Origin of the sequence: Rugamonas brunnea (assembly GCF_014042345.1) — a bacterium.
Taxonomy (GTDB): Bacteria; Pseudomonadota; Gammaproteobacteria; order Burkholderiales; family Burkholderiaceae_D; genus Rugamonas; species Rugamonas brunnea.
This window is the reverse complement of record NZ_JACEZT010000001.1, coordinates 690,101-715,501: the sequence shown is the minus strand read 5'-3', so window position 1 is coordinate 715,501 and position 25,401 is coordinate 690,101. Positions and strand designations below refer to the sequence as shown.

Sequence of the window (25,401 nt, the reverse complement as noted above, 5' to 3'; positions counted from 1 at the left end):
GTGGCGGACACCGAATGGAAGGCAGAGATGCTCAGCGCGCGGCGACCAGAGCGTCACCCAAGGCGCGGGGTGAGCCGCAAGAGCAGGCTCCCCATCAGACCAATAAGCGCGAGCGGATACTCGACGCGGCGGAACGCCTGTTCGCCGAAGGCAGCTTCGACGGCGTATCGATGCGTGACATTGCGTCCGCTGCCGAGGTCGGACTACCACTGATCGTCTATCACTTTGAAACCAAGCAGAAGCTGTATCGCGCCGTGTTCGACCGCCGCAAGACGTTGCTTGATGCGCGCTTGGCAGCCCTGCGCGATCCCGTCGCCGATGGCGCGGATCCGATCGACCACATTGTGCGTGCCTTCGTTCTACCGGTCACGCAAATCCAGAATACCGAGGCTGGCATTTGCTACGCAAAATTGGTCGCGCGCGAGGCCGCCGATCCGCGCGAGGCTGCGCGCGGCATTGTGAGCGACCATTTCGATCCATTTGCAAGGGAGTTCATCCAGGCGATCCGCAAGGCGCTGCCTGACAATGGTGCCGATTATGCCCATTGGGCCTATTTGTTTGCCGTCGGGGCGCTCGTGATGAGCGTCTTTGACAGCCGCATAGAACGTCTCTCCGACGGCAAGATCAAGGCCAACGACTTGCAAAGCAAGACAAAGCATCTGGTCACTTTTATTGCCGGTGGTATTCGGGCCGGCAGCGCCAAGTCGGCCGGCTGAGCGCGGTGGCGGACCACCGGCGCGGCTCATCATGCCTGATGGGGATCGGTCATTGGGCGCGACCATAAACCGGCGCCCATGCCCGCAAAGGCCCAGACCGCTCCCCACCTGGCCCGACGCTATCGATCAAAACTTCTTCGAAAACCCGACGCCAATGTAGCTGGCGCCAGCTTCCGGATTCACGCCTGTGCTAGCGCCCGTCCCGTCAATGCGCTTGCGTGGCGTTAGCGCGTAGACGAACGAGATGTCGGATCCGCTTGCCAGATGCGCCGTCGCGCCGATGGTGAACGTCTTGTCTGGCGTGACCGGCAACAAGAAGGTGAATGCCGTGTTGTCTGATGTGATCGGGCTTTGGCCAAGCGCCATCCCGCCACGGATTGTCCATCTGGAAGACAGCTCGTAGGACACCCCCACCGGGAGCACGCTCACATCCCGCAGGCCAAATCCTGACCCGTCAGTATTGCCAAGCGGCACCGAAAAATTCAATCGGTTGCCAAAGCCTTTGGTCTTCGCGTAATCGAACCGGAGGTAATCGATCGCGATCTGCAGGTTCGATGTCGGCTTGAACGCAAGGCCGACGCCCCAATGCGCTGGTTCGTCCAGATCACCGCCGTCGGGCAGCAGCTGGCTGTATTCCTTGAATTTTTTGTAGTAGATCTTCGAAGCGTAGAATGCCCCGAACGAGAACTCGTCGGAAAATTTGCCAAGCCAACCAAACTTGATGCCCAGCCCGGGCTCCCACTCGCGTCCACGGTTAGGCTGGCCGGATTGGGCTTCAATGCCGTCAATGCGCAGCGTGGCCAGGCTGGCAACCAACGATACGGCAAGCGCCTGCCGCTCTGCGATTTTATAGGTCATTGTCGGCGCAAAATGGAGAAAAACGCCTTGGGAATCCGTCGCCGAATTCCCGGGTATGCCACCAAACGGGCTGCCGTATTTGGTTCCCCCGCCCGAGGCCCAATTGGAAAATCCCACACTGATATTTTGATTGACGGCATGGCTGTATCCGACCTCCAGAAACGGGACGACAACTGAGTCCATACGGAATTCCCGCCCGTACACTTTCGTGTTCGAATCTCCCAGCAACGCCCCCACGCCGGCGTCCAGGCGATCGCCGAGGAACGCCATGCCAGCCGGATTGGCGGCTGCGGACATGGCGGACTGCGCCACGGCGATGCCGGCGCCCCCCATGCCCTGTTCTTTGGCGCCATACCCTGTCAGATAGATGCCTGTGGTCGCATGGACTATGGAAGGCACGCAGCTTACGGTCGCTGCGAAGAGCAAAGCCTTTGCCTGATTTTTCATGATTGTCTCCTTCATTATTAGGTGGATGAACGCGTCGATGTGTTTTGTAGGCGCGTGTTTAGCCAGCTTCGGAATATGTTTCCAAAGCACCATGTCGCCGCTTTGGCGGCGTCAATTCAGTGTGGGGAGGGGATGCCAGGACGGGCGAGCGCAGCGTGCCTTCGCCAACAGGTGGGGAGCGTTGGCGTGCCGCTGTGATGCCCGTCCTGGAGAATGAATCAGCCGGGCTCGATGACCGGCAATAAGAGGCTGGCGGCGTGGATGCCGCCGCAGTGCAGCTTTGTTACGCCGGCAAATCTTTCATGACTGCGATCGATCGGATGATCATGCAGCATCACCGAGCAGCCACGTGGCTCCTTCCCATAAAATTTGGGAAGCGGCCCCGGCAAATCGTGCTCGAAATCGGAACCGCTCACGGTGAGCACCAGGCGGTAGCCTTTCGGGAAGACGAAGCAGGTCGGTAGAATCTCGATCTGAAGCTCGTATATGTGATCCGGTTCAAGCGGGACGAGTTCATCGTGGCTGTGTACCGGTTGGTACGGCTGCGAGGCCTGAAGGTCGAGCTTGCGATGGGATGCTCGCAGCCAACCTTGCGCGATGGGCGCATGGGGATCGACCGCGCCGAGCACCAGATGCTCCTTCCCATCGGGGTCGAAGGCGCGGACGGTCAGGAACAAGTCGACATCGCGGGCGGTTGTGGAAACAAAGACCGTTGCCGCCAGCGGCCCGGTGACCTCCGTGTCCTGTTCAAAAGGCGCGGTGGAGAAGCTCACCTTGCCGTTCATGGCGTCGAACGTACGCACCGACGACGTCGTCGCCGCCTCTGGTTTCAAGGTGAGAGCGTCGGCGTCCAGATACATGCGGGTCCACCTCGTCCTGGCAAGGGGCCATTCGTACTCGGCGCGTTCGACGAATCCGTCCACGTGGCGTACCTGCAGCTTGATCGGCGGCTCACGGTCCCAGCCATTATCTTCCCCCTTCAGGAAATGATCGAAGAAGCGACGTTGAAGTTCCACACCATAATCTGTGTAAAACTCCGTCCAGTGCTCAAGCCCATGCATCTCCAGCCACTTCTGCTTCGACCCGGCGCGCAGATATCCCTCGATATTCCCACGCAGATGCAGCCCTTGCCCACCCCAGTTTCCGCACGAGAGCAGCGGCACTTCGACCGCAGCCAAGTCCGCGCGCCTGCCATCAAAGTAGTCTGAAGTGATGAGCTCGGCGCCGACCTGCAAAGCGTTGATGTCGACCCGGTTCGCCATGCGCTCTTTCTCATCCAGCTCTTCTGGTCCCGTTATCGGTACCCCGTTATTGGGATTCATATACCCGCGGTGACCCAATCCATGTTGCACGGTGGTCACCTGCATCGGGTACCACGAAATCATAAACGTGGACAGCATGCCGCCGTGCCGGACGGCGTCCCGATAAAAGTCGCTGAAGCCTTCGAAGGGACAGATGGCGGCCAGGTGCGGAGGGCGCTTGGCCGCCACCAGCCATTGGATGGCCGCGTAGTAGGAGACGCCCGCCAGGCCTATCCTGCCGTTGCTCCAGGGTTGCGCCGCCGCCCATTCGATGCAGTCGAAGAAGTCCTGTGCCTCGCGCGGCGAGAACGGGTCGATCACGCCGGGCGAGCTGCCGGCGCCGCGTGAGTCGACACGAATGCACACGTAGCCCAGCGGCACCCATCGTTCCGGATCGGCGGTTTCCCAGTTCGCATATTTGCCGCTGCTTCCCCGCAGAACTTCAGGATGTTTGGTGGTGAGCGATTGCCACGGCGCAGGGTAGCCGACCTGGAATGGCAATCCCTTGGCATAAGGCCCATAGGACATTAATACAGGGTAACGTCCCTCTTGGTCCGGGCGAAAGACGTCGCCGCGAAGTTCCAACCCGTCGTCCATGGGGATGACAATGTCCCAATCTATTTGCATGTCTGCCTCCTGTATGCTTGTAATGTAGTGGAAAATCGTGAATGCAAGGCCGGCGCTCAGTGCTATGCTGTGAGCGGCGGCACGACCGTGGCGAAATTGGTGCCGAAACCAATGCGCGCGTAGCCTGCGCTGTCGCACCAGCCGCGGAATATGACGGTGTCCCCATCCTCCAGAAAGCCGCGTTGTTCGCCGTCGCCGATGTCCACTGGTTGTATGCCTGAACGTGTGAGTTCAATCAGCGCGCCGGCCTCTGCCGCAGTCGGTCCCGAGACGGTTCCGCTACCGATCAAGTCCCCGTTCCGGAGGTTGCAGCCACCCATGCTATGGTGTGCAATCATTTGCCCCAGGGTCCAGTATTGATGGCGGAAACTGGTACGGGTCAGCGGACGGGGGCGGCGGCCCTGTGCGGCTTGGCTGGCACTTTGGATCGACACCTCCAGCTGGATATCAAAAGCCCCGTGTGAGCCATTCGCTGCCGCACGCAGATAATCGAGTGGCTGGGGCCGTTCTGGTGCGCGCGTCCAGCTGGTACGGTAAGGCAGCAGCGCCTCGAGCGTGACTATCCAGGGCGACAGCGTGGTCGCAAAATTTTTGGCGAGGAAAGGTCCCAGCGGTTGCATTTCCCAAGTCTGGATGTCGCGTGCCGACCAATCGTTGAGGAGACACAGGCCGAAGATGTGCTGCTGCGCCTGGGCCAGCGGAATCGCGGTGCCTCGCGCATTGCCGACGCCGATCACAGCGCCGATTTCTAATTCGTAATCAAGGCGGGCACATTTCCCGTACACGGGCGCACCGGCCGGATCCGGCCTGGACTGTCCCATCGGCCGATAGATCTGCTGACCGCTGACCCCAATCGACGACACCCGGCCGTGATAGCCGATGGGCAACCAGTCGAAGTTTGGCGACACCTCCAGCCCGAATTGGCGGCAGCAATTGACGGCATGATCGAGCGACGTATAGAAGTCCGTATAGTCACCGATATGCACCGCGATTGTGTACTCTGCATCCACCTGCGGCACCAGTGTTTCGCGCACCAGGCGCTCCTGGGTACTACCTGCCTGGAGCAGCGCGAAAAGCCCGTGCCGCAGGGCCCGCCAGGCGTTCGGCCCCATGTCCAACAGCGCATTCAGGGTGGTGGTTGCCGCAGCCGCCACAGCCTCGGCTGCAAGGTCTTGCAGGCAGGCATGCTGATGTAATGCAGCAAGATCAACGATTTGGTCGCCAATTGCCACACCACCTCGCCAGACTTCGGCACTCCCTCGCCGACGGAATACGCAGAGCGGCAAGTTCTGCAAGGGAAAATCGCAGTCCGGCGTGTTGGCCTGTTCCAGCCAGCTGCGCCGGCATACATCGTGGGTATGATTGAGTTCCATGGCGTTATCCTGCTGCGTTCAAGGCATCGTCGAAGATGGCGACCGCGCGCGTCCAGCCCGCCGAGCCCCCACGTATCTTGTGGGGAAAGCATGAGATGAAGAAGCCGTCGGGCGGCAGCGCCTCCAGGTTGTGCAGCTTCTCGAGATGGCAATAGCCGATGTTGCGTCCCGCCTTGTGTCCTTCCCAGATCAGCGACGCATCATGTGTTTCCGCGTATTTTTTGGCGGTATGCACGAATGGCGCATCCCAGCTCCACGCATCCGTTCCCGTCAGACAAACACCATGTTCGAGCAGATACATCGTCGCTTCGAGGCCCATGCCGCAACCGGAGGCAACGTAATCAGGCTGGCCGTAGCGCTTACCGGCTCGCGTATTGACGAGCACGATCTCCAAAGGCTTGAGCACGTGGCCGATGCGCGCAAGCTCAGCCTCAACATCGGCTGCGGTCGTCACATAACCATCCGCGAAATGGGTGAAATCGAGCTTCACCCCCGGCTGAAAACACCATTCAAGGGGCACCTCGTCGATGGTGATAGCACGCTCCCGCCGCCCCATTGCTTCATTCATGGTGCTGTGGAAGTGATAGGGCGCGTCCAGATGGGTACCGTTGTGCGTATTGAGCTGAACATTTTCGATTGCCCAGCCTTCGCCATCTGGCAGATCACCAGGTTTCATCCCCGGAAAGAAAGAAGCGACCTGTTCTGCGGTTGAACGATGCGACTGGTATTCAATCCTGGGACCATAGCCTGGCGGGTCAGAGACCACATCATTCTCCAGATAGATGGACAGGTCGACGAAGCGGCGCGTCATAGTCATAAGTTCCTTTAAATAAAGTGCGGGAAGTGGGGAAGCGGGTAGCACGTCCAAACACTGACTGTACGTACGTTCAGTTTATTGGACTGTACACTCGTTCAGTTTGGATTGCAAGCGCAAATAGGAGCGCAGCGGAGCATGCGCGAAGTTGATATTCACATCGGTGATACAACTAATTACAATTCAAAATTGGCCTTATATGCTGTGATGCAGCATAATTCACCTGTCTCCTCCAACTCCTCCAAGAATTGGATTCAGCCCACCCTTGCCGGTGGGTTTTTTTTGTTCAGAAATCCGTCGCCGGGAGGGCGGCTGGTCATGGCGCGGCATGGCCAGCGCGTCGCCGCGTTCTGCACGCGCGTCCTTGCTATACTGTCTGCCCGCCAGCGTGGCGGTAACGAGAAGATAGATAGCGAAGGTTTATGTCGAAGGAAAACAATGCCATGGCGCGGCGCCTGCCGCCTCCCAGGTCGGCGTTCATCGCCGCCTCGCCCGAGGACGCCATCGCAAGGAAACGGGCGCTGGAGGAGCGCGACGCGCAGGTGCGCGGCGTGACCTCGATCCAGGCCATGCGCGACGCCATCCAGCGCGCCGCCCGCGATCTGCCCGCCATCACCGCCGTGCCGCGCCTCGGTCCGCTGGACGCGGCCGCGTTCCGGGCGCGCGCGGAACAGGGCTTGCCGTTCCTGATCAGCGGCCTGGTCAACCGCTGGCCGTTGACCGCCTTGCCGCCGTCCATCCTGCGCGAGCGTTACGGCCACGTGCCCGTGCGCGCGCGCGTAGGCGACTACATCAACACGGCCTTCGCGCCGGACCGGGCCATGCGCGACATGACGATGCTGGAATACCTGGACCTGGTGGCCGCCGGCACCGATGCCTTGCCACCGTACCTGGGCAACCTGGAATTGCGCGAGTTGAACCGCCTGTGCCACTGGCCCGCGTATTTCGACAAGATGGGCCCGCCCCGTTTCTGGGTGGGCCCGGCGGGCACCGTGACGCCGCTCCACTGCGATTACGATGACAACATCTTCGCCCAGGTATGGGGCACCAAGCGCATCTTCCTGTCGCCGCCGCACCACGAGGAATTTCTCTACCCCAAGGAAGCGAACGCCATCCTGTTCGGCTCGCCATTCGACCCCGAGGCGCCTGATTTCGCGCGCTTCCCGCTGGCGCGCCAGGCGGCCATGATCGAGTGCATCGTCGAACCCGGCGACATGCTCTACGTGCCGGCCGGCTGGTATCACCAGGTGCGCGCGCTGACGTTCTCGCTGTCGTCGAACCGCTGGGCGAGGGCGGTGCCGTTCGCGCTGCATGGCGATACCTCCGTGCGGCGGCCCGCGTAGTTGTCTCGGAATTGCTTCAAAAAAAACAACACTTGCGCCCTGCGGCAGTGAACAATGGTGCTGCCGGTGAGGTCAGGCTGGCTGCCGGCTTTATAATTTGACAGGTATTTCACGCATCCCATTCGCAAAGCTGGTTCGCGATTGCAGTTCGTCTTTTCCTCTCACCTCAACCGGCCGCCCGCTGGCGGCGCAAGGAGAAACGCATGGCGCATTTCATACAGATTGGCGGCCTCAGGGACAAGTGCTATGTCCAGATTCCCGACGGGATCTGGTCCGCACGCAGCGACCTGGAGCAAAAGCAGATCACCGAAGCAGTGGAGAAGGGTTTCATTTCGGACTCACCGGGCGGTATCGGCATCAAGAAATCACCGCGCTATCACATCAGCATCAAGTCCGACTATCGGCTGTGCACGCAATTGCGGGCGGAATTTAACAGTGAAACTTTCCGCTCCAACGTGCTGACCCCGTTCGTGTCGCCGTTTCAGGGACGGACCCCGGCCACGGCCGGCGAACAGCGGCGCTGGTTCGAGGAGGAGCGTACGGCGCGTTCCAACTACGATCGCAATGTGTCGGATGTGGTGCTCAAATTCCTGTTGTTCGACCGGGAAAAAAACCACGACAACCTGAGCACGCCCTGAGCCAGGGCAGGGCGCGGCGCTGGCCGCCGGTCAGTAATCGAACTTGCCGCTGCGGCCGCCGTGCCGGAACACGGGCTGGGCCGCCTGTTCGGCCAGTGCCGCCGCGCGCGCCTGGCGGGCTTCCTCGGCCTGCCGCGCCCGCAGTTGCTTGTGCTCGTCGATACGGCGCTGGGTGCGCAGGTTGTGCAAGCCGGTCTGGAAATGGTTGATCTTCTGGCGCATGGCGGCCGCCCACACCAGGCCCAGCACGAGCAGCGCCAGCAGATAAGCGGCCTGCCAGCTGCCGTAATTCTGGTCGATGATGGGGAAGATGGGGCGCGCCGCTTCCAGGCTGTCCTGGCCGTACATGGCCAGCGGTACGGCCAGCAAACCGAGGCCCAGTGTGGCCGCAATATGCCAGCCGCAACTTTTCAGTTGTTGATCCAGAAACTCTTGTGTGATTGCCGCGCTGTCCATGGAAATTCTGTGCTACGCCGCTCAGGGCATGTGGTACGGGGAGGGGCGAACGGCACAGAAAGTGTCCGTTAACGCAAGCATGATTATCGCATCAAATTTCCGCATGGGAAAGTGCGTTGCTGTGCAGAATTGTTGGATACGGACATGCTTTCTGAGGCGCATCAACACTGCCGGCGCTGGCCGTTGCATGCTGGTATGACATTTCCATCCAGCCGGAGACCGTCATGCGCCTGCCACCCAAAGTCTTGTGGTCCGAAGGATTGCCCCTGGGGCCACAGTAGCTGCAGCAACTGGACCGCTACCACGAAGCGCGCCTGCAGCGGACGGCGGCCGCCCTGCATCCCCATCTGTGGGGCGTGTGCGCCTTGCAATGGGATGGCGACGGCTTGGCCAACAACCGGCTGACGGCCGAGACCCTGTCGCTGATCTTCCCGGACGGCGAGTTGTACGAGGCGCCCGCGTCGTGTCCGCTGCCGGTGACGGTGGACCTGTCCACGCTGCCGCCGGACACGCAAAGCTTCACCTTCCACGCGGCTTTGTCGCGCTTCAAGGACCATGGCGCCAATGTGGTCAGCGGCGCCGCCAACGGCGCGCGTTATGCGCCGGTGGAGCGCGACACGCCGGACCTGTATTCGGATGCCGTCAGCGTGGACGTCAGCTATTTGCAGCCGCACGTGCGGTTGCTGTCGGAGCTGGACGCGCTCGACGATTGCATCAGCGTGCCGGTGGCGCGCGTGCGGCGCCTGGCCGGCGGCGGCTTCGAGCTGGACCCCGATTACCTGCCGCCCAGCGTGACGGTGGCCGCCGCGCCCTGGCTGGCGCAGCGGCTCGACAAGCTGTTGGGCAAGCTGAGCGTGAAGATCGAGGCGCTGTACAGCCGCCACCGCCAGTCCAGCAGGAATGTGATCGAAGTGCACAGCGGCGACATCGCCTCGTTCTGGATGCTGAGCACGCTTAACACGGCCGGCGCCGGCCTGACCCATGGCGCGCGTTACCGCCAGCACCATCCGGAGTCCCTGTTCCAGCAATTGATGACACTGGCCGGCGGCCTGATGACGTTCACGCAGAAGTATGCGCTGGCCGACCTGCCAGCCTACGACCATGCCGACCCCGGACCCGGCTTCGCGCGGCTGGACGCCATCATCCGCGACCTGGTGGACACGGTGATCTCGTCGCGTTACGTCGCCATCGCACTGGAGGTGGAACCGTCCAAGCCCACCCACCACAAGGGCGCGCTGGACGCGGCCCGCGTCGGGCGCGACACGGCGCTGTGCCTGGCCGTGCAGGCCGACATGCCGCCGCTGGAACTGGTGGCTGCCGTGCCGCGCCTGCTCAAGGCGGGCGCGCCCGACGACGTGGAGCGCGCCATCCAGTTCGCCTTGCCCGGGGTGGAGCTGACGCACATGCCGCAGGTGCCGCCGCAAGTGCCGGTGCGGCCCAACACGTATTATTTTTCGATCGAAAGCAAGGGGCCGCTGTACGACAACATGCTGAAGGCGGAAGCGATCGCCGTCTATGCGCCGACAAATATCAAGTCGCTCAAGCTGGAGTTGTTCGCGATCGCCAGCTAGCGATGTTGTGATGGCGCGGTGGCGTGGCGGGCGGTGGGGCTTGCCAGCGCGCATTTGTTTCGGCTAGTATGGTTGCAGGCACAGCCTTGTGCCAACGTCGCTCGGACGGTTCCGGGCGCTTACGTAAAGATAACTCATGACTACCACTCCTCCTGTGCGCAATTTCGCGCGCATCGACCGCCTGCCGCCCTACGTTTTCAACGTCACCGCCGAACTGAAGCTGGCTGCCCGCCGGCGCGGCGAAGACATCATCGACATGTCGATGGGTAATCCGGATGGCGCCACGCCGCCGCACATCGTCAACAAGCTGATCGAGACCGTGCAGCGGCCCGACACGCATGGCTATTCCGCCTCCAAGGGCATCCCGCGGCTGCGGCGCGCCATCACCAAGTGGTACAAGACGCGTTACGACGTGGACTTCGATCCCGAATCGGAAGCCATCGTCACCATCGGTTCCAAGGAAGGCCTGGCGCACCTGATGCTCGCGACGCTGGACCGCGGCGACACGGTGCTGGTGCCCAATCCCAGCTATCCGATCCACATCTGGGGCGCCGTGATCGCGGGCGCCAATATCCGCTCCGTGCGCATGACGCCGGGCGTGGACTTTTTCGCCGAGCTGGAACGGGCCGTGCGCGAGAGCTATCCCAAGCCCAAGATGATGGTGCTGGGCTTCCCGTCCAACCCCACGGCCCAATGCGTGGAACTGGAATTCTTCGAGCGCGTGGTGGCGCTGGCGCGCCAGCACAACATCCTCGTGGTGCACGACCTGGCCTACGCCGACATTGCTTTCGATGGCTGGAAGGCGCCGTCCATCATGCAGGTGCCGGGTGCGCGCGACGTGGCGGTGGAGTTCTTCACCATGTCCAAGAGCTACAACATGGCAGGCTGGCGCATCGGCTTCATGGTGGGCAACAAGGAACTGGTGGCGGCGCTGGCGCGCATTAAGAGCTACCACGATTACGGCAGCTTCACGCCGGTGCAGGTGGCCGCCATCGCCGCGCTCGAAGGCGACCAGCACTGCGTGAGCGAGATCGTGGCGCAATACCAGAGCCGGCGCGACGTGCTGCACAAGGGCCTGAACGAGGCTGGCTGGCCGGTCGACAAGCCCAAGGCATCCATGTACATTTGGGCCCGCATCCCGGAAGCGTATCGCCACCTGGGCTCGCTGGAGTTTTCCAAGCTGCTGCTGGCCGAGGCCAAGGTATGCGTGTCGCCCGGCATCGGTTTTGGCGAGTACGGCGATGACTACGTGCGGTTCGCGCTGATCGAGAACGAAGCCCGTATCCGCCAGGGCTTGCGCGGCATCAAGGCCATGCTGCGCAAGGGCGAGGGCGCCGCCGCTAGCTAAGCTGCGTGGCGGGGACGGCGCGGTCAGCCGTTTCCGCCCGCTTTCCCTCCGCCTTCCTACAGCCTCCCGCCGCCGTCCGTGGCGGCATGCGTACTGAGCGTGGCGCCCCCGGTCCGATCTTTTAAGGTACGTCAAATGGTGTGCGCGTCGCGCACCGGTAGCGTGCCCGCATTTGCTACCGTAGCGTGGATCGACGCCATCCTGCCGGAGCCACGCACCATGTCCAACGTGCCCATCCGCATTTCCCTGGAACGCCTGCTCGCGAGCGTGCGCTGGCTGGAGCGGCGCTCGCACGCCATGGGGTTGCCGCCCGTGCTGGCGCGGCTGCCCATGCGCTGGCTGTGCTGGCATTACTGCCGCATGCTGCAAAGGAAGATCGTGCGCATGCGTGATATCTCGGCCAAGTTCCGCCGCTGGCTCGCCGTGGTGCGCAAGATGGCGTCCGATGGCCGGGCCAGCCTGGAGCTGCTGGATCTCGACAAGGGCCTGACGGACGCGGTGGAATCGACCCGCAAGTCCCTGTGGGCGCTGCGCGACTGCTGCCTGGAGATCGACACCATGTTCGCGCAGTTGGGCTATGCGTCGGCCCGGTTGCGGCGCCGGCAGCAGGAATTGCTGCAGGAGATCGCCGACTCGTGCACGCTGGCGGGCGTGTTGCAGGCCGAACTGAGCGCCCATGACGACGCCGTGCTGGCCCGGCTGCGCATCATGCGGGCGCAGGAACTGGCGGCCGGTGGGCCGCTGTCCGGCGCCTAGCGCGGATCGCTGTCGTTCTACTCAAAATCGCTCAGAATCCTTCCAGCACGATTTTGCCCATTGCGCGATTGCTTTCGATCAGCGCGTGGGCGCGCTTCAGGTTGGCCGCGTTGATCTTGCCGTAGCGTTCGGACAGCGTGGACTTGATCAGGCCCGTGTCCACCAGTTGCGCCACGTCGTTCAGCAACTGGTGCTGCTGCTGCATGTCGGGCGTGCCGAACATGGAGCGCGTGAACATGAATTCCCAATGCAGCGACACGCTCTTGCGCTTGAGCAGGCGCACGTCGATGGCCGCCGGGTCGTCGATCAGCGCCACCTTGCCTTGCGGCGCCACCAGTTCGGCGATGGCGTTCCAGTGCTGGGCGGTCTGGTTCAAGCTGGCGACATAGTGCACCGGCGGCAAGCCGAGCCGCGCCAGTTCCTGGTCCAGCGGCTGGGTATGGTCGATCACGTGATGGGCGCCCAAGTCGCACACCCACTGCGCCGTGTCGGGACGCGAGGCGGTGCCGATCACGGTCAACCCCGTCAACTGGCGCGCCAGTTGCACCAGGATGGAGCCGACGCCGCCGGCCGCGCCCACTACCAGCAGCGCTTGCCCGGCCGCGCCGGCGCCGCGCGGCACGCCCAGCCGGTCGAACAGCAATTCCCAGGCCGTGATGGCCGTCAGTGGCAGCGCCGCCGCCTGGGCGAAATCGAGCCGCTCGGGCTTGCGGCCCGCGATGCGCTCGTCCACCAGGTGCAGCTCGCTGTTGGTGCCGGGGCGGGTCAGCGAGCCGGCGTACCAGACCGCGTCGCCGGGGCGGAACAGGGTGACATCGGGGCCGACGGCCTTGACCACGCCGGCCGCGTCCCAGCCGATCACTTTCATTTCGCCTTCCGCCGGCGCGACGCCGGTGCGGATTTTCACGTCGACGGGATTGACGGAGATGGCGCGCACTTCCACCAGCAAGTCGCGCCCCAGCGCTTGCGGCGCGGGCAGGTCGACGTCGAGCAGGGCGTCGGCGTCCGTGATGGGCAGGTTGTGACGGTAGGCGATGGCTTTCATGGAAATACTCCGGTTGGCTTGAGGAATGGGCGTATCATCATTTATCTGATCTTGAAGAAAAAGAAGGTCAATGACGAAACACTTTCAAAGGAATCGAGAAAATTGCTGCGTTTGGATGATTTGACCGTGTTCGTGCGCACGGCTGAGCACGGCAGCCTGTCGGCCGCCGCCCGTGAACTGGAGATTTCGCCGGCCCTGGCCAGCGCCGGCGTCAAACGGCTGGAAGGGGCGCTGGGGCTGCGTCTGTTCGCCCGCACCACGCGCTCGTTGCGGCTGACGGAGCAGGGCGAGCACTACCTCACCCACGCGCGCGAGGCGCTGCGCCTGCTCAAGGAAGGCCATGAGGCGCTGCTGCAGGGGCGCGACGATTTCGCCGGCACGCTGAAGATCGCGCTGCCGTCCGACATCGGCCGCAATATCGTGCTGGGCTGGCTCGATGCGTTCCAGCAGCAATATCCGCGCATCGTGTTGCAGCTGAGCGTGGGCGACCGGGTGTCCGACCTGTACCGCCAGCCGGTGGACCTGGCCATACGCTATGGCCAGCTTGACGATTCCAGCCTGGTGGCGTTGCCGCTGGCGCCGCACAACCGGCGCGTGCTGGTCGCCGCGCCGGCCTACCTGCGCCGCCATGGCTATCCGGCCACGCCGGCCGCGCTGCGCGAGCACAATTGCCTGCGCTTTGCCATCGATGGCGTGATCCATGACCGCTGGACCTTCCACGGTCCGCACGGCGCGCCGCCGCAATCCGTGCTGGTGGGCGGCGACCGCAGCGCCGACGACGCGGACGTGGTGCGGCGCTGGGCCGTGGCGGGCATGGGTATCGCGTGCAAGTCGCAGCTGGACGTGATCGCCGATCTGCGCAGCGGCCGGCTGGAGCGTCTGCTGCCGGACTATGCCTGCGAAGCGGCGCCGCTGACCATGGTGTGCATGCACCGCAGCCAGGTGACGCCGGCCGTGCTGCACTTGCGCGACTTCCTGCGCGGCGAGTGCGAGCGCCTGCTGGCCGGTTGAAGCGAGGAAAAAATTTGTGCGCGCATGGTTGTGGCAGCCGCAAATGCCCTTACCATTCGTTCAATGTTAACCGGAGGCCCATCCATGACCGACTCCCAGCGCGACCTGTTGAGCGCCAGCTTTTCCCTGACCCTGATCGCGCTGGCCGCGTTCGTGATGCAGCGCTTTTTCCTGCCGCTGGTGTGGGCCGGCATCCTGTGCGTGGCCACGTGGCCCTTGTACCGCCGGCTGCTGGCGCGGCTGGGCAACCGCGCCATCCTGTCGGCGGCGCTGCTGACGCTGGCGTGCGCGTGTGTGTTCGTGCTGCCGGTGCTGCTGGCGCTGACCCAGGCCGCGCGCCAGGCGCCGCAACTGGCCGCCTTCATCGCGGGCGCCAATACGGACGGCATCGCCGTGCCGGTATTCCTGCATGGCTTGCCGCTCGTCGGTGAAGCCATCGCCGACTGGTGGCTGGCCACGCTGAGCCAGCCGCACGGCCTGGCCCATCTGCTCTCGGGCAGTGGCCTGGGCAGCTTCCACACGGCCGGCGACATGCTCAAGAGCATGGGCGCCGGTTTCTTCCACCGCCTCGTCGATTTCGGTCTGGCGTTGCTGTGCCTGTTCTTCTTCTACAAGGACGGCATGGCGTTGACACGCCAGATCACGGCCATCGGCAACCACTGCTTCAGCCAGCAGCGCTGGGACCGCTATGCGGCCAAGATCCCCACGGCCATCCGCGCCACCGTCAACGGCCTGGTGCTGGTGGGCTTGGCCGAGGGCGTGCTGATCGGTATCGGCTACGCGCTGGCCGGCCTGGCGTCGCCGGCGTTGTGGGCGGCGGTGACGGGCATCCTGGCCATCATTCCGTTCGGCGCGCCGCTGGCCTTTGTCAGCGCGGCAGCCTTGCTGCTGGTGCAGGGCAGCGTGCCGGCCGCCGTGGGCGTGGCCGCGTGGGGCGGCGTGGTGCTGTTCGTGGCCGACCATTTCGTGCGCCCCGGTATGATCGGCAACGCGACGCGCTTACCGTTCCTGGCCGTGCTGTTCGGCATCTTGGGTGGCGTGGAAACGATGGGCCTGGTTGGCCTGTTCATCGGTCCGGTCGTCATGGTGCTGTTCATGACCTTGTGGTACGAGGCCGATGTGTTTGACAGTCGCGTGGCCGTCGCCAGTCCTGATCACAGTGTTTGAATATGGGGGCGAACGCGGCAGTGCGTACGGTAGCGTGACCGGCAGCTTGGCCGGCGGCGAGCGCGGAAGCGTTCGCGGTCAGCGCGAACACTTCCTCAGCCCGGCGCGCATCAGTGTGCTTTCGACAGGATCAGCAGCCAGCGGCGCAGCAACAGGATTTCCAGGTGGCCCGCTTCGACGCCCGTGTCGAGCTCGATCACGGGATTGACGGCGTAGTAGCGCTTGCGGAAGTCACGGCACACCAGCATTTCGCGTTTGCCCATGCGAAGCAAGAACGACATCGGTGCGTATTGCAGACCAAAACGGGAACCAAAAGTGCTATTCAGTGTTGTCATGACAATTCCTTGGAAGGGAGATGTGTTGAACGAGTCATCAGAATAGCATAACTACTGTATGAATCCACAGGTACTGTACAAATATTCAGTAAATTGTCGGGATTGTGGTTTTTTCGCCAACGCACACACGCGCGGCGGTTTTGCGCCTACAACCAGTACGCCATGATGCGCGCCAGCCATTCGCGCAGGCGCTCGCCCAGCGGCCGGGCGCGCCAGGCCTGGGGCGTGATTTCGATGGAATCACGCAAGTCTTCGCGGAACGCGCTCTCCATTTCCGCGCCGAAGCTGTCGCCCAGCACCACCACGTTCAGCTCGCTGTTGTGCAGGAAACTGCGGGTGTCGATATTGGTCGATCCCACGGTGGACCAGGTGCCGTCGATGACGGCTGTCTTGGCGTGCAGGATGGCTTGTTTCATCGCGTGGATATGGACACCGGCGGCCAGCAGGTCCTCGTAGCTGGCCCGTCCCGCGTAGAGCACCAGCCCCAGGTCCGTTTTGCCGGGCACGACGATGCGCACGTCCACCCCGCGCCGGGCCGCCGCCGCCAGCGCGGCCACCGTCTGCGGGTCCGGCACGAAATAGGCCGAGGTCAGGTGGATGCTGCGGCGCGCCTGCTGGATCGCCAGGTTGTAGGCCTTGTAGATTTCGAACTTGCCGCCGGGGTCGCTTGCCAGCACGCGCACGATCTTGTCGCCGGCCCGCACTGGCGGCGGGAAGTAATGCGCGTCGGGCAGGTCGGCCGCATCCTGGCCGGACCAGGTGCGCAGGAACACCCACTGGAACGCGGCCACGGCCGGACCCTCGACCCGCACTTCCGTGTCACGCCAGCCCAGTTGCGCGGCGTCGGCCGGCGGGCGGGAACGGAACAGCGAACTGCGCGAATAGCTGCCGCTGATGTTCAGGCCGCCCGTGAACGCGACCTTGCCGTCCACGATCAGCAGCTTGCGGTGGTCGCGGTTGTTGATGCGCCAGTCGTCGCCGTGCAGCCGGGCCGGATTGACGGGGTTGAAGGCCACCAGATGGATGCCGGCCGCACGCATGCGCTCGAAAAAGGCGTCCGGCACGTCGAGTGTGCCCACGCTGTCATACAGGATGTTGACGGTGATGCCTTGCCGCTGCCGTTCGATCAGCAGGTCGGCGAACTGCCGGCCCAGCGCGTCCTGTTCGAAGATGTAGGTTTCGAGGTTGATGTGGTCGGTGGCGGCGGCGATCGCGGCCGACATGGCTGCCATGGTCTGCGGACCGTCGTACAGCAGCGTGCACTTGTTGCCGGCGATCAGTGGCACGCCGGTGGCCGCTTCTTCCAGCGCGGCGGCCGCTTGCAGGTCCAGCGTGTTCCTGGGCCAGCGCTTGCGCAGCAGGGTCAGTGCGTGGTCGTCGCTGAGCGGGCCGTGGGCGCCGTTGACGGTGGGGGCGGCGGCCGGGGTGAGGGTGTTGCCCAGTTGCTGCACGTCGGGCAGGGTGGCGCAACTGCCGACTGCCGAACACAGCAGCACGACCGGCAGCCAGCGCAGCCAGCGCGGTCCCTCCCGCCACGTCAGACGCGTGGCGAATGCGCCGCGCACGGCGGCGAAGCGAAGGAGGAGGGCGCGCATGCGGAGCAACGGCCAGGCCGCATAGATGAAAACGCCAGCCTAGCGTGTTCGCTCCGCCCTTTCCGTGCGCTGGCGTACATGGGCGCCAGCGCGTCCCGACGGCGCCGCTCGCGCGTCAGCAGAGCAGCATCTTGCTGGCAGCGGCGCGCAGCTCGGCCCGGAAGTCCGGGTGGGCGATGGCGATCAACGCCTCGGCCCGCTGTTTGGCCGACTTGCCGCGCAGCTGCGCCACGCCATACTCGGTGACCACGTAGTTCACATCGTTCTTGCTGGTGGTGACGTGGGTGCCGGGCGTGAGCGTGGGCATGATGCGCGAGATGGTGCCATCCTTGGCCGTCGAGGGCAGCACGATGAAGGACTTGCCGCCGCGCGAGCGGTTGGCGGCGCGCACGAAGTCGGCCTGGCCGCCCGTGCCCGAGTAGGGCAGGTGGCCCATGCTCTCGGAGCCGCACTGGCCCAGGAAGTCCACCTGCAGGCTGGCGTTAATACTGATCAGCTTGTCGTTCTGGCCGGCGATGTAGGGATCGTTGGTGAAATTGACCGGATGCATTTCCAACATGGCGTTGTGGTGCATGAAGTCGTACAGGCGCTTGGAGCCGAGCGCGAAGGTGGCCACCATCTTGCCCGGCAACAGCGTCTTGCGGCGGTTGGTGATGGCGCCCGCTTCCACCAGCGTCATGATGCCGTCGCCGATCATCTCCGTGTGGATGCCCAGGTCGTTCTTGTTGGTCAGTTGCATCACGACGGCGTCGGGAATGCCGCCGTAGCCGATCTGCAGCGTGGAGCCGTCGTCGATCATGTCGGCCACGTACTTGCCGATCGCTTCCTGCACCGGCCCGATCTTGGGCAAGCCCACTTCCATCACCGGCTCGCTGCTCTCGACCACGGCCGCCACCTGCGACACGTGTACGTGACACTGGCCGTGGGCGAAGGGCACGTTGGGATTCACTTCGAGCATGATGACGCGGGCCTTGGCCACGGCCGCCATCGTGTAGTCGGCGCCGAGGCTGAGCGAGAAGAAGCCGTGTTCGTCCATGGGCGAGGCCATCGCGAACACCACGTCGGCGGCGATCTGGCCGCGCTCGATCAGGCTGGGCAGTTCGGAGAAATAGGCGGGCACGAAATCGGCCCAGCCGGCCTGGCCGGCCGCGCGCGAGGCGCCACCGAAGAACAGGGCCGTGTGGCGTACGTGCTCGACCGTCTCGGGATCGAAATACGCGTATTTGCGCATGGCCAGGATTTGCGCGACCTTGATGTCGCGGAACTGGCGGCGCTCCTCGGACAGGGCGGTGAGCAGGGTGGGTGGTTCCCCGACGCCGGACGGGACGATGATGGTGTCACCGTTGCGCAGCAGGCGCAGGGCGTCGCTGGCAGTACCGCGTTTACTGTCGTAGAGGGCTTGTGCAGATGGGCGTTGCATGAGTCGTCGGCCTTTCTTTATAGTTGTCTCGTATTACTTTTTTTTCACTATAAACCAGCGAGCCGCGAGCGCAATGGCCGGGAAATTTAATTTCTGTTTTTGTTGCCGGACGCGTCACAACCATGCCTGACGTCAGGACGCTGTAAGGCGGATCGGGTGTCATACAGGGTGGCGCGAGGGGGCGCAACGGTCGCGCGCCGGCCGTGGTCAGCGCTGAGGCTGCGCGCAGGCGGGCGCCAGCCAGCGCCCCGACGTGTCCACCGCCATCTGTTCCGGCGTGCCGCGCGCGCTGGTGGTCACGTTCATGTGCATGGTGAATGCCGTGTCGCCCTGGAAGCGCACCTGCCCCTCGCCGCTGGACGGCGGATTGGTGCAACTGAAGCTCACGTTCATGCCACCGTTCACTTGCTGCGTGTGGCTGCTGCATTGGCCTTGCTGGCCGACAGGCAGTTCGTGGCGGGCCGCCATTTCGGGCGTGATGCAGGCGCGCATCGCCACGCCCCCGTCGGCGGCCAGGCGCGGCATGGTGGCGCCGTGCTGGCCCATCATTTGTTCCATCTGCTGGCGCTGGGCGGGCGGCAGGTTGTTCAATTGCTGCAGCGCCATCGACATGGCCTGATCCACTTCGGGATTGGCGCTCTTCATTTTGCTGCTCACTTCCCATTGCCCGGGCCGGATGGTCTGGGCGCCCGCATGGGCGGCGGCGAGGAAAAAGACGATGGCGGGCAGGCGGGACATGGCAGCTCCTGTGAAGTGCAGCGAAGCTTGCAGCATATACCGAACAGGACGATGAGGCGAGTGGCGCGCGACCGGTGTGCCCGGGCGCGCCATGGCGGGGTCAGACGCCGCGTCCGCTGATCAGGCGCAGCAGCACCATGACGATGGCGACGACCAGCAGGATATGGATGAAGCCGCCGATGGTGTAGGAACTGACCACCCCCAGCAGCCAGAGGACAAGCAAGATAACGGCAATGGTATAGAGCATGATGGCATCCTTCGCGTTGGGTGAGCGCCGGACTCAGGCCGGCGTGCAGGATGACGCGGCCATTTGCTGTGACATACCGCGTCTTGTATGGCCCTGATTCTCACCCCCGGCACCCGCGTGGTCTGTACGGTGCCGTACACGCGCGCCGGCCGCGCCGTCCGTTAGTGCGGCGCGGCGCGCAGCGTGCCGTTGACGATACGCACCGGGTCGCCGGCGCGCCAGTTCTGGAGCGATTTCAGGTGCACGGTGCGGGTGCGGCCATCGTCCATGCGCACCACGACGTTGTAGCTATGGCTGGACTTCATGTTGCCTTCGATCTGGTTGCCGGCCACCGCGCCGCCCACGGCCCCGGCGATGGTCGCCAGCTGGCGGCCATGGCCGCTGCCCACCTGGTTGCCGAGCAGGCCGCCCAGCACGGCGCCGCCGGCCGCGCCCAGGCCGCTGCCCTGGCCCCGGGTGTGCACCTCATGGATGGCGGCGATCACGCCGCAGTTGCCGCAATGCGGGGCTGGCGCGGCGGGCTGCGCGGCCGGTGGCTGTGCCGGGTCCGCGACCGGGGCCGGCGGCTGGGCCGCGGCCAGCATCACCGGCGCGGCCGCTTGCTGGGCCAGCATGGGTTCGGTGCCAGCCTGGAGCGGTTGTGCCGGGGCTGCCGGCGCCTGGGGCGCGGGCAGCACGGCCGGCGCGGGCCGGGAGATGGCAGGCACGGGCTGGTAGCCGCTGCCCGAGGACGACGGCAGCCAGCCCAGGATGGCGGCCGTGCCCACGCTGCAGAACAGCACGACGGCGACGGCGGCGACGATAAGAATGGGATGGGTGACCTGCTGGGCCGAGGCTTCGTGTATATGCATGACGCTTCCTGGGTGGATGACGGGCGGCTTGCATGCCGCTATCGGAATGCAGCGATTTTCCTCCGATGCCAGGCGCGCTTCTGTGCGTCAGCGTACATACAGCGGCCAATTATGGGTGTGGCGGCCCCTGCGCGCCGATGTCAGACTTGCAAGGGCCCGCCAGCGCGCGTCAATGGCGTTTGTCGACCTGGTTGCCGATCACGCCGCCGACGGCCGCGCCGCCCACCGTGCCAACGGCGCTGCCGTTGGTCAGCACCGAACCGGCCACGGCGCCCACGCCGGCCCCGACGGCCGTGTTGCGGTCGCGCGTGGACATGCCCGAGCAGGCGCTCAGGCCCAGGGTGCCGATCAACATTGCCGAGGTGGCGATCAGTTTTGCTGTGCTAGCCATGATGTCCTCCTTGAAGAGAGCGCTTGCCCTCCTGTGACGATGGTTGCAGGCTACGGCGGATCGGGCCGGCAGTCAGTACGCCAGCACACATAGGTGGCCGGCGGCGTCATGGGTGTCACTTGCGCTGCGGCGCCAGCAGCGGCGCACAACCGCTGACGGCCGTGCCGCCCGGGCCGGCGTTGACCAGCGGCAGGATGGCGGCCACCGGCGCCACCGCCGCCAGCGCCAGCGCGCCGCCCGCGCGCAGGGCCAGCACGCCTTTGTCCAGGCTCACGTCGGGCCGCTTGAAGGTGCCGCGCACGTAGATCGGCGCGCGCAGCGAGAACACGCGCAAGCCCTTGCTGTCGGGCTTGAGCGTCAAATCCAGTTTCTCCTGGGCCAGGCTGACGGTGCCGTTGACGTTGAGCGTGGCGTCGTCGGTGTCGACGATGAACTGGCGCGTGTGCATCAGGCCGTCGCTGACGCTGAAGTCGGTCAGCATGCAATTGAGCTTGACCTGCTTGTCGCCGAACAGCTTGGCCAGCACCACGTTGCCGATATTGAGCCCCATTTCCTCCAGCAACAGCTTGCTCACGCTGCCCTGGTTGATCACGGTGCGCAGCTCACCGTTGGACGAGGCCAGCAGGCTGGCCACGGAATTGCCCGTGGCCGACAGCGTCGCTTCGCCGTTCAGTTCGCCGACACTGGTTTCCTTGGCGGGCAGGGCCGGGAACAACTGCTTGAGTTGCACATGGCGGGCGCTGGCCTTGAGCGTGCCCTGCAGCGCGTGCGGCGTGCGCTTGCCGCTGCCGTCGAGCCGGATGTCGGAACTGAGCTTGCCGCCGGCCACGTCGAAGTTCAGCGGCGCCAGCGTCAGCACGCCGTCCTGCAGGCGCAGCGCCGTGTCGAGCCGGTGGATGGGCAGCTCGCGTTCGCGCACGATGCGCTGGGCCTGGAAGCGCACGTCGGCGTCGATGCTGGTCCAGCGCTCCGTCTTGAACGATTCCACCGGCAACACCTTGTCGCCCGGCTGTACCGGCGCCACGCCGCGCGCGCGTTTGCTGGCATTGGAGTCGGCGCCGATCAGCGGCGCCAGGTCGGAAAATTGCAGCAGCGTGGAATGGACGGCGCCCGTCAGCCTGGGCCGGGCGCCGCCGGTGCGGAACGCCAGGTCGCCGGCGATGTCGCTGGCGCCCACCTTGCCCGTGAAGCGGTCGTAGTGCCAGTCGCTGGCGTGCGGGCCGAGGCTGGCGCGCAGATGGCCGGCCGTGCGGAACGCCGGCGTTTCCGGCAGCAGCACGCCGGTCAAGCCGTACAGGCGCGCCATGCTGGCGCCGGCCACCTGCAGCTGCACGTCGAGCGCGGCCAGTTCCGTGGGCTTGGTCAGGGTGCCGGTGACGCTGATGTCGGTGGCGCCCACGGTCAGGCGCGCCGTGAGCGGGTAGGGCGCCAGTTGCTGCTGCAGCGACAGCACGGCGCCGGCCTTGCCGCTGCCCTGCACGGGCTGGCCGTTCCATTGACCGCGCAGGCGCCAGGCCACGCCATACAACGGGTCGCCGGCCAGCGTGTCGACCTCGGCGGTGGCATCGGCCCGGGTCAGCGCGTCGACGTAGTGCACCGTGCCCTTGGAGAACACCACCTGGTGCAATTGCAGCCGCCACGGCGAGGGCTGCTCGGCCGGCTTGAAGGTCCAGTTGTCATGGCCTTGCGCGTCGCGCCGCAGCAGCACGGCCGGGGTGTCAAAGCGCAGCACGGGAATCACGATGCGGTGTTCTAGCAGCGGCAGCAAGTCCAGCGTGAACGAGAACTGGCGCACGCTGGCCATGTCGTCCGTCGCGGCGGCGGGGCCGGCCTTGTCCGCCATGGCCGCCATGCCGGGGGGATTGCCCAGGTGGACATCGTCGGCCACCAGGTGCGGCAGTGGCAGGTAGTCGCGCCAGGTGGTGTCGGCCGCCGTGTGGCCCTGGCGTTCCCAGGTCAGGCGCAGGTCGCCACGGATGGCGAACGGGCGGCCCAGCGCGTCGCCCACGCGGGCGCTGAGCCAGGGACGGGCGCGGTTCCAGTCCACGTTGAGCAGCACGGCCACGGCCAGCGCCGGCAGGGCGATGGCCACGGCGGCGACCCACAGGACGAGCCGGACGGGGCGGGAGACTGGACGGGATGAGGACATGCGTAGCCTGTTCGTTTGTTGTGCCGGTGGTCGAGCGCGCGAGGATAGCGCAATGGCGTGCCGTTGGCCACCCGGTGGCCTTCCGCAGGCCAGCGCGCCACGACAGTGAGCCTACACCTGTGCGCGCGACGGTGGCGCGGCAATGGTGGCGTCCCGGTCTATGTGCGGCAACGTACTGAATCCTGTTCGGCATGCGCCTATAAGGGTAGGCATTGTGGCTGTCCTGATGCAGGCGGCCCCACGTGATAAGGAGAAATAACATGCGACACATCCTCTCTTCCCTACGCGGCCGGCCCTGGCTGGCGGGCGCGGCCCTGCTGGCCGCGTGCGCGGGCTGCGCCAGCCAGAAAACGCCGGCCACGGCCGACGTGGCCGCCTCGCGCGCGGCCGTGGACAGCGCGGCCATTGCAGGCGCCGGCGAACTGGCGCCCGACGAGATGCAGTCCGCGCGTGACAAATTGATGCGTGCCAACCAGGCGCTGGCGGCCAAGGATTACCGCACGGCGGAAAACCTGGCCGTGCAGGCCCAGGCCGATGCCAACCTGGCCCAGAGCAAGGCCAGCGCGGGCCGGGCCAGCACCGCCGCCGCCCAGCTGCAGGACAGCATCCGCGCGCTGCGCGAAGAAATCGAACGCAACCGCAACACCCAGCAGCAATGACCGCGCCGCTGACATGCCAGGACAGCGCGTGTCAGCGATGCAGGGCGCCAGCGCTGGCGCCAGACCAGGAGAACATCATGAAAAAAATCATCATGCACAAGAGCCATGCCATTCCGGCCGCGTTCGCACTGTCGGTGCTGATGGCCGCCTGCAGCAGCACACCCACCACCACCAGCCTGCTCGACCAGGCCCGTGGCGATTACCTGGCCGCCCAGGGTAACCCGGCCGTGGCGCGTGACGCGCCGGCCGAGCTGCAACAGGCGACCGAGGCACTGGACCGCGCCAACGCGGCTGCGGCCCACCGCGACAGCCTGAACACCATCGACAGCCTGGCCTACGCGGCCAAGCAGCGCATCGCGGCCGCGCAGGAAGTGGCGCGCCAGAAGGCGGCCGAACGCCAGGTGGCCGACGCCAGCCGCCAGCGCGACCAGGTGCTGGTGCAGGAACGCACCCAGGAGGCCGACCAGCAGCGCATGAAGGCCCAGCAAGCCCAGGCCCAGGCGCAAAGCGCCAATGCCCAGGCCCAGGCCGCCAACGCCCAGGCCAGCGCCCTGCAACAGGAACTGGCCGACCTCAAGGCCAAGCAGACCGACCGCGGCCTGGTGATCACGTTCGGCGACGTGTTGTTCAACGTCGACCAGGCCCAGCTCAGCGCGCAGGGCATGCGCACGGCGGCAAGGCTGGCCGATGTGCTGCGCCAGCAGCCGGCCAGCAGCGTGCTGGTGGAAGGCTTCACCGACAGCACCGGCAGCGCGGCCCACAACCTGGAGTTGTCGCAGCGGCGCGCCGAGGCCGTGCGCAATGCGCTGGCCGGCATGGGCATCGCGCCCGACCGCATCGCCACCCGTGGCTATGGCGAGGCTTACCCGGTGGCCAGCAACGACAACGCGGGCAACCGCCAGCTGAACCGGCGGGTTGAGATCGTGCTGTCGCAAAACGGCGCACCGATCGCCAACCGCCACTGAAACACCCACTTTGGAAAGGAACATCATGGATGACCTGCAACCCACGCCGCGCAGCGGCATCGACAAGTTAGCGATCCGCATCGCCGCGTCGCACCTGCAGGACGGCCCCGTCACGGCCGGCTACCAGGGCGACCGCGCGGCCGTGGTGGAACTGCTCAACGACGCGCTGGCCACCGAGCTGGTCTGCGTGGCGCGCTACCGGCGCCACTACTACACGGTCACGGGCCGCCAGAACGCGGCCATCAAGGCCGAGTTCCTGGCCCATGCGCAACAGGAGCAGGACCATGCGGACTGGCTGGCCGAACGCATCATCCAGCTCAATGGCGAGCCGGATTTCAATCCAGCAACGTTGCTCGCACGTAGCCATGCCGAGTATGATGAGTCTGTCGACGTGCAAGCCATGGTGCGGGCCGACCTGATCGCCGAGCGGGTGGCGATCGAATCGTACCGCCAGATGATAGAACGGCTGGGCACGGCCGACCCGACCACCACCCATTTGCTGATCAAGATCATGGCGGTGGAAGAAGAACATGCGGACGACATGCGCGATTTGCTCGATTGAGTCCGATCTGCGGTAAGG

25 protein-coding genes are annotated in these 25,401 nt (G+C 65.0%); 11 read left to right on the top strand and 14 right to left on the bottom strand.

The window, feature by feature from the left end; genetic code table 11:
* The first annotated feature begins 14 nt into the window (after window positions 1-14).
* Window positions 15-716: a TetR/AcrR family transcriptional regulator gene (locus H3H37_RS03245; RefSeq protein ID WP_182160132.1), complete on the top strand. Its 702-nt coding sequence runs from the start codon at window positions 15-17 to the stop codon at window positions 714-716.
* 126 nt (window positions 717-842) lie between these two features.
* Here the strand turns inward: H3H37_RS03245 and H3H37_RS03240 are convergent, their stop codons facing one another.
* From H3H37_RS03240 to H3H37_RS03225, 4 genes are all read right to left on the bottom strand, one after another.
* Window positions 843-2,021 (bottom strand): OmpP1/FadL family transporter, encoded by a 1,179-nt coding sequence (locus tag H3H37_RS03240; RefSeq protein WP_182160130.1) that lies wholly within the window; start codon window positions 2,019-2,021, stop codon window positions 843-845.
* A 218-nt stretch (window positions 2,022-2,239) separates the two neighbouring features.
* Window positions 2,240-3,949: a CocE/NonD family hydrolase gene (locus H3H37_RS03235; RefSeq protein WP_182160128.1), complete on the bottom strand. Its 1,710-nt coding sequence runs from the start codon at window positions 3,947-3,949 to the stop codon at window positions 2,240-2,242.
* A 62-nt stretch (window positions 3,950-4,011) separates the two neighbouring features.
* On the bottom strand, window positions 4,012-5,322 hold the full coding sequence (fahA, locus tag H3H37_RS03230) for a fumarylacetoacetase (RefSeq protein ID WP_182160126.1): 1,311 nt from the start codon (window positions 5,320-5,322) through the stop codon (window positions 4,012-4,014).
* A gap of 4 nt (window positions 5,323-5,326) precedes the next feature.
* Window positions 5,327-6,133 (bottom strand): cyclase family protein, encoded by an 807-nt coding sequence (locus H3H37_RS03225; protein WP_182160125.1) that lies wholly within the window; start codon window positions 6,131-6,133, stop codon window positions 5,327-5,329.
* Between the two features lie 425 nt (window positions 6,134-6,558).
* On the opposite strand from H3H37_RS03225, the gene H3H37_RS03220 reads away from it, so the two are divergent.
* Window positions 6,559-7,479 (top strand): cupin-like domain-containing protein, encoded by a 921-nt coding sequence (locus H3H37_RS03220; RefSeq protein WP_182160123.1) that lies wholly within the window; start codon window positions 6,559-6,561, stop codon window positions 7,477-7,479.
* A gap of 203 nt (window positions 7,480-7,682) precedes the next feature.
* Complete coding sequence (locus tag H3H37_RS03215) at window positions 7,683-8,117, top strand: hypothetical protein (RefSeq protein WP_182160121.1); 435 nt, start codon at window positions 7,683-7,685, stop codon at window positions 8,115-8,117.
* A 30-nt stretch (window positions 8,118-8,147) separates the two neighbouring features.
* Here the strand turns inward: H3H37_RS03215 and H3H37_RS03210 are convergent, their stop codons facing one another.
* A complete protein-coding gene (locus H3H37_RS03210; RefSeq protein ID WP_182160120.1) occupies window positions 8,148-8,573 on the bottom strand; it encodes a hypothetical protein in 426 nt (141 codons plus the stop codon).
* A 281-nt stretch (window positions 8,574-8,854) separates the two neighbouring features.
* On the opposite strand from H3H37_RS03210, the gene tssK reads away from it, so the two are divergent.
* The 3 genes from tssK (at window position 8,855) to H3H37_RS03195 (ending at window position 12,248) form a co-directional block, all read left to right on the top strand.
* On the top strand, window positions 8,855-10,144 hold the full coding sequence (tssK, locus tag H3H37_RS03205) for a type VI secretion system baseplate subunit TssK (RefSeq protein WP_229218642.1): 1,290 nt from the start codon (window positions 8,855-8,857) through the stop codon (window positions 10,142-10,144).
* A gap of 136 nt (window positions 10,145-10,280) precedes the next feature.
* Complete coding sequence (alaC, locus tag H3H37_RS03200) at window positions 10,281-11,492, top strand: alanine transaminase (protein WP_182160118.1); 1,212 nt, start codon at window positions 10,281-10,283, stop codon at window positions 11,490-11,492.
* A 162-nt stretch (window positions 11,493-11,654) separates the two neighbouring features.
* On the top strand, window positions 11,655-12,248 hold the full coding sequence (locus tag H3H37_RS03195; protein ID WP_182160116.1) for a hypothetical protein: 594 nt from the start codon (window positions 11,655-11,657) through the stop codon (window positions 12,246-12,248).
* Between the two features lie 31 nt (window positions 12,249-12,279).
* On the opposite strand, the gene H3H37_RS03190 is transcribed toward H3H37_RS03195, so the two are convergent.
* A complete protein-coding gene (locus H3H37_RS03190) occupies window positions 12,280-13,293 on the bottom strand; it encodes a zinc-binding alcohol dehydrogenase family protein (RefSeq protein WP_182160114.1) in 1,014 nt (337 codons plus the stop codon).
* 102 nt (window positions 13,294-13,395) lie between these two features.
* Between H3H37_RS03190 and H3H37_RS03185 the strand changes: the two genes are divergently transcribed.
* Window positions 13,396-14,304, top strand: coding sequence for a LysR family transcriptional regulator (locus tag H3H37_RS03185; RefSeq protein WP_182160112.1), 909 nt, complete (start codon window positions 13,396-13,398; stop codon window positions 14,302-14,304).
* A gap of 84 nt (window positions 14,305-14,388) precedes the next feature.
* Window positions 14,389-15,471: an AI-2E family transporter gene (locus tag H3H37_RS03180; RefSeq protein WP_182160110.1), complete on the top strand. Its 1,083-nt coding sequence runs from the start codon at window positions 14,389-14,391 to the stop codon at window positions 15,469-15,471.
* Between the two features lie 110 nt (window positions 15,472-15,581).
* Here the strand turns inward: H3H37_RS03180 and H3H37_RS03175 are convergent, their stop codons facing one another.
* From H3H37_RS03175 to H3H37_RS03140, 8 genes are all read right to left on the bottom strand, one after another.
* Window positions 15,582-15,806 (bottom strand): hypothetical protein, encoded by a 225-nt coding sequence (locus H3H37_RS03175; RefSeq protein ID WP_182160108.1) that lies wholly within the window; start codon window positions 15,804-15,806, stop codon window positions 15,582-15,584.
* Window positions 15,807-15,952: 146 nt separating this feature from the next.
* Window positions 15,953-17,401, bottom strand: coding sequence for a cardiolipin synthase (gene cls, locus H3H37_RS03170; RefSeq protein WP_182160106.1), 1,449 nt, complete (start codon window positions 17,399-17,401; stop codon window positions 15,953-15,955).
* A 115-nt stretch (window positions 17,402-17,516) separates the two neighbouring features.
* Complete coding sequence (locus H3H37_RS03165; protein ID WP_182160104.1) at window positions 17,517-18,821, bottom strand: acetyl-CoA hydrolase/transferase family protein; 1,305 nt, start codon at window positions 18,819-18,821, stop codon at window positions 17,517-17,519.
* Between the two features lie 207 nt (window positions 18,822-19,028).
* Window positions 19,029-19,559 carry a DUF3617 domain-containing protein gene (locus H3H37_RS03160; protein WP_182160102.1) on the bottom strand — a complete coding sequence of 177 codons (531 nt, stop codon included), beginning with the start codon at window positions 19,557-19,559 and terminating at the stop codon, window positions 19,029-19,031.
* Window positions 19,560-19,659: 100 nt separating this feature from the next.
* Window positions 19,660-19,806 carry a lmo0937 family membrane protein gene (locus H3H37_RS03155; protein ID WP_182160100.1) on the bottom strand — a complete coding sequence of 49 codons (147 nt, stop codon included), beginning with the start codon at window positions 19,804-19,806 and terminating at the stop codon, window positions 19,660-19,662.
* A 161-nt stretch (window positions 19,807-19,967) separates the two neighbouring features.
* Window positions 19,968-20,657: a glycine zipper 2TM domain-containing protein gene (locus H3H37_RS03150; RefSeq protein ID WP_182160098.1), complete on the bottom strand. Its 690-nt coding sequence runs from the start codon at window positions 20,655-20,657 to the stop codon at window positions 19,968-19,970.
* Window positions 20,658-20,826: 169 nt separating this feature from the next.
* Complete coding sequence (locus tag H3H37_RS03145; RefSeq protein ID WP_182160096.1) at window positions 20,827-21,048, bottom strand: YMGG-like glycine zipper-containing protein; 222 nt, start codon at window positions 21,046-21,048, stop codon at window positions 20,827-20,829.
* Between the two features lie 115 nt (window positions 21,049-21,163).
* Window positions 21,164-23,197 (bottom strand): AsmA family protein, encoded by a 2,034-nt coding sequence (locus H3H37_RS03140; protein ID WP_182160094.1) that lies wholly within the window; start codon window positions 23,195-23,197, stop codon window positions 21,164-21,166.
* A 260-nt stretch (window positions 23,198-23,457) separates the two neighbouring features.
* On the opposite strand from H3H37_RS03140, the gene H3H37_RS03135 reads away from it, so the two are divergent.
* The 3 genes from H3H37_RS03135 (at window position 23,458) to H3H37_RS03125 (ending at window position 25,383) form a co-directional block, all read left to right on the top strand.
* Complete coding sequence (locus H3H37_RS03135) at window positions 23,458-23,856, top strand: DUF4398 domain-containing protein (RefSeq protein ID WP_182160092.1); 399 nt, start codon at window positions 23,458-23,460, stop codon at window positions 23,854-23,856.
* 77 nt (window positions 23,857-23,933) lie between these two features.
* Entirely contained in the window at window positions 23,934-24,821 is an 888-nt protein-coding gene (locus H3H37_RS03130) for an OmpA family protein (protein WP_182160090.1), read from the top strand.
* Window positions 24,822-24,846: 25 nt separating this feature from the next.
* On the top strand, window positions 24,847-25,383 hold the full coding sequence (locus tag H3H37_RS03125; protein WP_182160088.1) for a ferritin-like domain-containing protein: 537 nt from the start codon (window positions 24,847-24,849) through the stop codon (window positions 25,381-25,383).
* Window positions 25,384-25,401 lie beyond the last annotated feature (18 nt).

Bases quoted from the DNA above. Each gene is read 5' to 3' on its own strand.
- H3H37_RS03165 (WP_182160104.1), bottom strand. From the start codon at position 18,821: ATGCAACGCCCATCTGCACAAGCCCTCTACGACAGTAAACGCGGTACT.
- H3H37_RS03245 (WP_182160132.1), top strand. From the start codon at position 15: ATGGAAGGCAGAGATGCTCAGCGCGCGGCGACCAGAGCGTCACCCAAG.
- H3H37_RS03220 (WP_182160123.1), top strand. From the start codon at position 6,559: ATGTCGAAGGAAAACAATGCCATGGCGCGGCGCCTGCCGCCTCCCAGG.
- H3H37_RS03150 (WP_182160098.1), bottom strand. From the start codon at position 20,657: ATGCATATACACGAAGCCTCGGCCCAGCAGGTCACCCATCCCATTCTT.
- H3H37_RS03155 (WP_182160100.1), bottom strand. From the start codon at position 19,806: ATGCTCTATACCATTGCCGTTATCTTGCTTGTCCTCTGGCTGCTGGGG.
- H3H37_RS03190 (WP_182160114.1), bottom strand. From the start codon at position 13,293: ATGAAAGCCATCGCCTACCGTCACAACCTGCCCATCACGGACGCCGAC.
- H3H37_RS03240 (WP_182160130.1), bottom strand. From the start codon at position 2,021: ATGAAAAATCAGGCAAAGGCTTTGCTCTTCGCAGCGACCGTAAGCTGC.
- H3H37_RS03140 (WP_182160094.1), bottom strand. From the start codon at position 23,197: ATGTCCTCATCCCGTCCAGTCTCCCGCCCCGTCCGGCTCGTCCTGTGG.
- H3H37_RS03215 (WP_182160121.1), top strand. From the start codon at position 7,683: ATGGCGCATTTCATACAGATTGGCGGCCTCAGGGACAAGTGCTATGTC.
- H3H37_RS03225 (WP_182160125.1), bottom strand. From the start codon at position 6,133: ATGACGCGCCGCTTCGTCGACCTGTCCATCTATCTGGAGAATGATGTG.
- H3H37_RS03175 (WP_182160108.1), bottom strand. From the start codon at position 15,806: ATGACAACACTGAATAGCACTTTTGGTTCCCGTTTTGGTCTGCAATAC.
- alaC (WP_182160118.1), top strand. From the start codon at position 10,281: ATGACTACCACTCCTCCTGTGCGCAATTTCGCGCGCATCGACCGCCTG.
- H3H37_RS03180 (WP_182160110.1), top strand. From the start codon at position 14,389: ATGACCGACTCCCAGCGCGACCTGTTGAGCGCCAGCTTTTCCCTGACC.
- H3H37_RS03235 (WP_182160128.1), bottom strand. From the start codon at position 3,949: ATGCAAATAGATTGGGACATTGTCATCCCCATGGACGACGGGTTGGAA.
- H3H37_RS03145 (WP_182160096.1), bottom strand. From the start codon at position 21,048: ATGGCTAGCACAGCAAAACTGATCGCCACCTCGGCAATGTTGATCGGC.
- H3H37_RS03125 (WP_182160088.1), top strand. From the start codon at position 24,847: ATGGATGACCTGCAACCCACGCCGCGCAGCGGCATCGACAAGTTAGCG.
- fahA (WP_182160126.1), bottom strand. From the start codon at position 5,322: ATGGAACTCAATCATACCCACGATGTATGCCGGCGCAGCTGGCTGGAA.
- H3H37_RS03130 (WP_182160090.1), top strand. From the start codon at position 23,934: ATGAAAAAAATCATCATGCACAAGAGCCATGCCATTCCGGCCGCGTTC.
- H3H37_RS03210 (WP_182160120.1), bottom strand. From the start codon at position 8,573: ATGGACAGCGCGGCAATCACACAAGAGTTTCTGGATCAACAACTGAAA.
- H3H37_RS03160 (WP_182160102.1), bottom strand. From the start codon at position 19,559: ATGTCCCGCCTGCCCGCCATCGTCTTTTTCCTCGCCGCCGCCCATGCG.
- H3H37_RS03135 (WP_182160092.1), top strand. From the start codon at position 23,458: ATGCGACACATCCTCTCTTCCCTACGCGGCCGGCCCTGGCTGGCGGGC.
- cls (WP_182160106.1), bottom strand. From the start codon at position 17,401: ATGCGCGCCCTCCTCCTTCGCTTCGCCGCCGTGCGCGGCGCATTCGCC.